Source organism: Streptomyces sp. NPDC055078, from assembly GCF_053607985.1.
In genome coordinates this window covers 1-2,791 of record NZ_JBSGUP010000877.1, presented here as the reverse complement: position 1 = coordinate 2,791, position 2,791 = coordinate 1, and the positions used below count along the sequence as shown (strand labels likewise).

4 protein-coding genes are annotated in these 2,791 nt (G+C 68.6%); all 4 read left to right on the top strand.

The window, feature by feature from the left end:
- The coding region (locus tag ACWF94_RS38050; protein WP_453499458.1) for a phosphoglycerate kinase at positions 1 to 1,013 on the top strand (1,013 nt) is incomplete at its 5' end.
- Positions 1,014 to 1,020: 7 nt separating this feature from the next.
- Positions 1,021 to 1,797, top strand: coding sequence for a triose-phosphate isomerase (gene tpiA / locus ACWF94_RS38045; RefSeq protein ID WP_453499456.1), 777 nt, complete (start codon positions 1,021 to 1,023; stop codon positions 1,795 to 1,797).
- Positions 1,798 to 1,965: 168 nt separating this feature from the next.
- Positions 1,966 to 2,196, top strand: a complete 231-nt coding sequence (secG, locus tag ACWF94_RS38040) for a preprotein translocase subunit SecG (protein ID WP_453499460.1) — start codon at positions 1,966 to 1,968, stop codon at positions 2,194 to 2,196.
- A 134-nt stretch (positions 2,197 to 2,330) separates the two neighbouring features.
- A complete protein-coding gene (locus ACWF94_RS38035; protein WP_003976875.1) occupies positions 2,331 to 2,666 on the top strand; it encodes an RNA polymerase-binding protein RbpA in 336 nt (111 codons plus the stop codon).
- Positions 2,667 to 2,791: the final 125 nt, after the last annotated feature.

The following is a 2,791-nucleotide window of genomic DNA, read 5'->3' as shown; positions in this document are numbered from 1 at the left end:
CCCCGGACCCCGCCTTCTCCCTCGGCCCCGCCGCCGCCCGCCTCGGCGAGCTGCTCGGCACCGAGGTCGCCTTCGCGACCGACACCGTGGGCGAATCCGCGCGGTCCGTCGTGGCGGGCCTCGCCGACGGCCAGGTCGCGGTGATCGAGAACCTCCGCTTCAACCCCGGCGAGACCAGCAAGGACGACGCCGAGCGCGGCGCCTTCGCCGACCAGCTCGCCGCCCTCGCCGAGGTGTACGTCGGCGACGGCTTCGGGGCCGTCCACCGCAAGCACGCCTCGGTGTACGACCTCCCCGCCCGGCTGCCGCACGCGGCCGGATATCTGATCGCCACCGAGGTCGGTGTCCTGAAGAAGCTCACCGACGACGTCCGGCGGCCCTACGCCGTCGTCCTCGGCGGCGCCAAGGTCTCCGACAAGCTCGGGGTCATCGACCATCTGCTGGAGAAGGCCGACCGCATCCTGATCGGCGGCGGCATGGCGTACACCTTCCTCAAGGCCCAGGGCCACGAGGTCGGCCGTTCGCTGCTCCAGGAGGACCAGGTACCGGTCGTCGGCGAGTATCTGCGGCGGGCCGAGGAGAAGGGCGTGGAGTTCGTGCTCCCCGTCGACGTCCTGGTCGCCACCGACTTCCCGGATCTGAAGACCAAGGCCCCGGCGCACCCCACCTCGGTCGCCGTGGACGCCATTCCGGCAGGTCAGCAGGGGCTGGACATCGGCCCGGAGACCAGCAAGCTCTACGCATCCAAGCTCGCCGACGCGGCCACCGTCTTCTGGAACGGCCCGATGGGCGTCTTCGAGCACCCCGACTACGCCGAGGGCACCAAGGCCGTCGCCCAGGCGCTCGTCGAATCCCCGGCCTTCACCGTGGTCGGCGGCGGGGACTCCGCCGCGGCGGTGCGGATCCTGGGCTTCGACGAGAAGGCATTCGGCCATATCTCGACCGGTGGCGGCGCCAGCCTCGAATACCTCGAAGGCAAGACGCTTCCCGGCCTTGCCGCACTGGAGGACTGAAAGCTCTATGAGTACGCGTACCCCGCTCATGGCGGGCAACTGGAAGATGAACCTCAACCACCTTGAGGCCATCGCCCACGTCCAGAAGCTCGCCTTCGCCCTGGCGGACAAGGACTACGACGCCGTCGAGGTGGCCGTTCTGCCGCCCTTCACCGATCTGCGGTCCGTACAGACCCTGGTCGACGGCGACAAGCTGAAGATCAAGTACGGCGCCCAGGACATCTCGGCCCAGGACTCCGGCGCGTACACCGGAGAGATCTCCGGCCCAATGCTGGCCAAGCTGAAGTGCGCCTATGTCGCCGTGGGGCACTCCGAGCGCCGGCAGTACCACGCCGAGACGGACGAGATCTGCAACGCCAAGGTGAAGGCGGCCTTCAAGCACGGTCTCACCCCGATCCTCTGCGTCGGCGAGGGCCTGGACATCCGCAAGGCCGGCTCGCAGGTCCCGCACACCCTGGCCCAGCTCGACGGCGGCCTCAAGGACGTCCCGGCCGAGCAGGCCGAGAACGTCGTGATCGCCTATGAGCCGGTATGGGCCATCGGCACCGGCGAGGTCGCCACCCCCGAGGACGCCCAGGAGGTCTGCGGTGCGATCCGCGGCCGGCTGGCCGAGCTGTACTCCCAGGAGCTGGCCGACAAGGTCCGCATCCAGTACGGCGGCTCGGTGAAGGCCGGAAATGTCGCCGCGATCATGGCGCAGCCCGATGTCGACGGTGCCCTGGTGGGCGGCGCGGCACTGGACGCCGACGAGTTCGTCAAGATCGTCCGGTTCCGCGACCAGTAAGCGTCCGGTTCCGCGACCAGTACAGTAAGCGTCCGGTTCCGCGACCAGGAAGTATGCGCCTACGCGGATCCGTCGTACCCTTGCGGGGGCCCGAGGCTTTTTGCCCGGGCCCCCGTCGTCCGTAGAAGTTCCGAGAGAATTGCCAGGAAGTAGGGTCCAGCCGTGGTTATGGGGTTCTCGATCGCCCTGATCGTCTTCAGCCTGCTGCTGATGCTGCTGGTGCTGATGCACAAAGGAAAGGGCGGCGGCCTCTCCGACATGTTCGGCGGCGGTATGCAGTCGTCCGTCGGCGGCTCATCGGTCGCCGAGCGCAACCTCGACCGGATCACGGTCGTGGTCGGTCTGGCGTGGTTCGCATGCATTGTCGTACTTGGTCTGCTGATGAAGCTGGACAGCTGACCCTCATGCTTTTCCGTCCGGGGACGGATGTAACTCCAATCCCTGGACGCGCGTTGGGCCTTACGTAGACTGGGGCACCGCGGCGCAGCCGCTGTGAGACGCTGTACAGCACCATCACGCAGGGAGTTACGACCGTGGCAAGTGGCAACGCGATCCGGGGAAGCCGGGTCGGAGCGGGGCCGATGGGCGAGGCCGAGCGTGGCGAGTCCGCGCCACGCCTGCGCATCTCCTTCTGGTGCTCGAACGGGCATGAGACACAGCCGAGCTTCGCCAGCGACGCACAGGTTCCCGAGACTTGGGACTGCCCGCGCTGCGGATTCCCGGCCGGACAGGACCGGGACAATCCACCGGACCCGCCGCGCACCGAGCCGTACAAAACCCATCTCGCCTATGTACGGGAGCGGCGCAGCGACGCGGACGGCGAAGCGATCCTCGCCGAGGCGCTGGCCAAACTGCGCGGCGAGATCTAGTGACTTGAGGTCCGGCCGGACACCCCAGGGGCGCCCCGCCGGGCCGTTTTCGCCACGGTTCGGGTGGTGTACGGGGTCTCCGCTCAGCCCCCCGCCCCGGGCGCCCACCCGCCGTACCTCACCGG

Excerpts from the sequence above, each read along its gene's own strand:
- tpiA (WP_453499456.1), top strand. The coding sequence starts at position 1,021 with ATGAGTACGCGTACCCCGCTCATGGCGGGCAACTGGAAGATGAACCTC.
- secG (WP_453499460.1), top strand. The coding sequence starts at position 1,966 with ATGGGGTTCTCGATCGCCCTGATCGTCTTCAGCCTGCTGCTGATGCTG.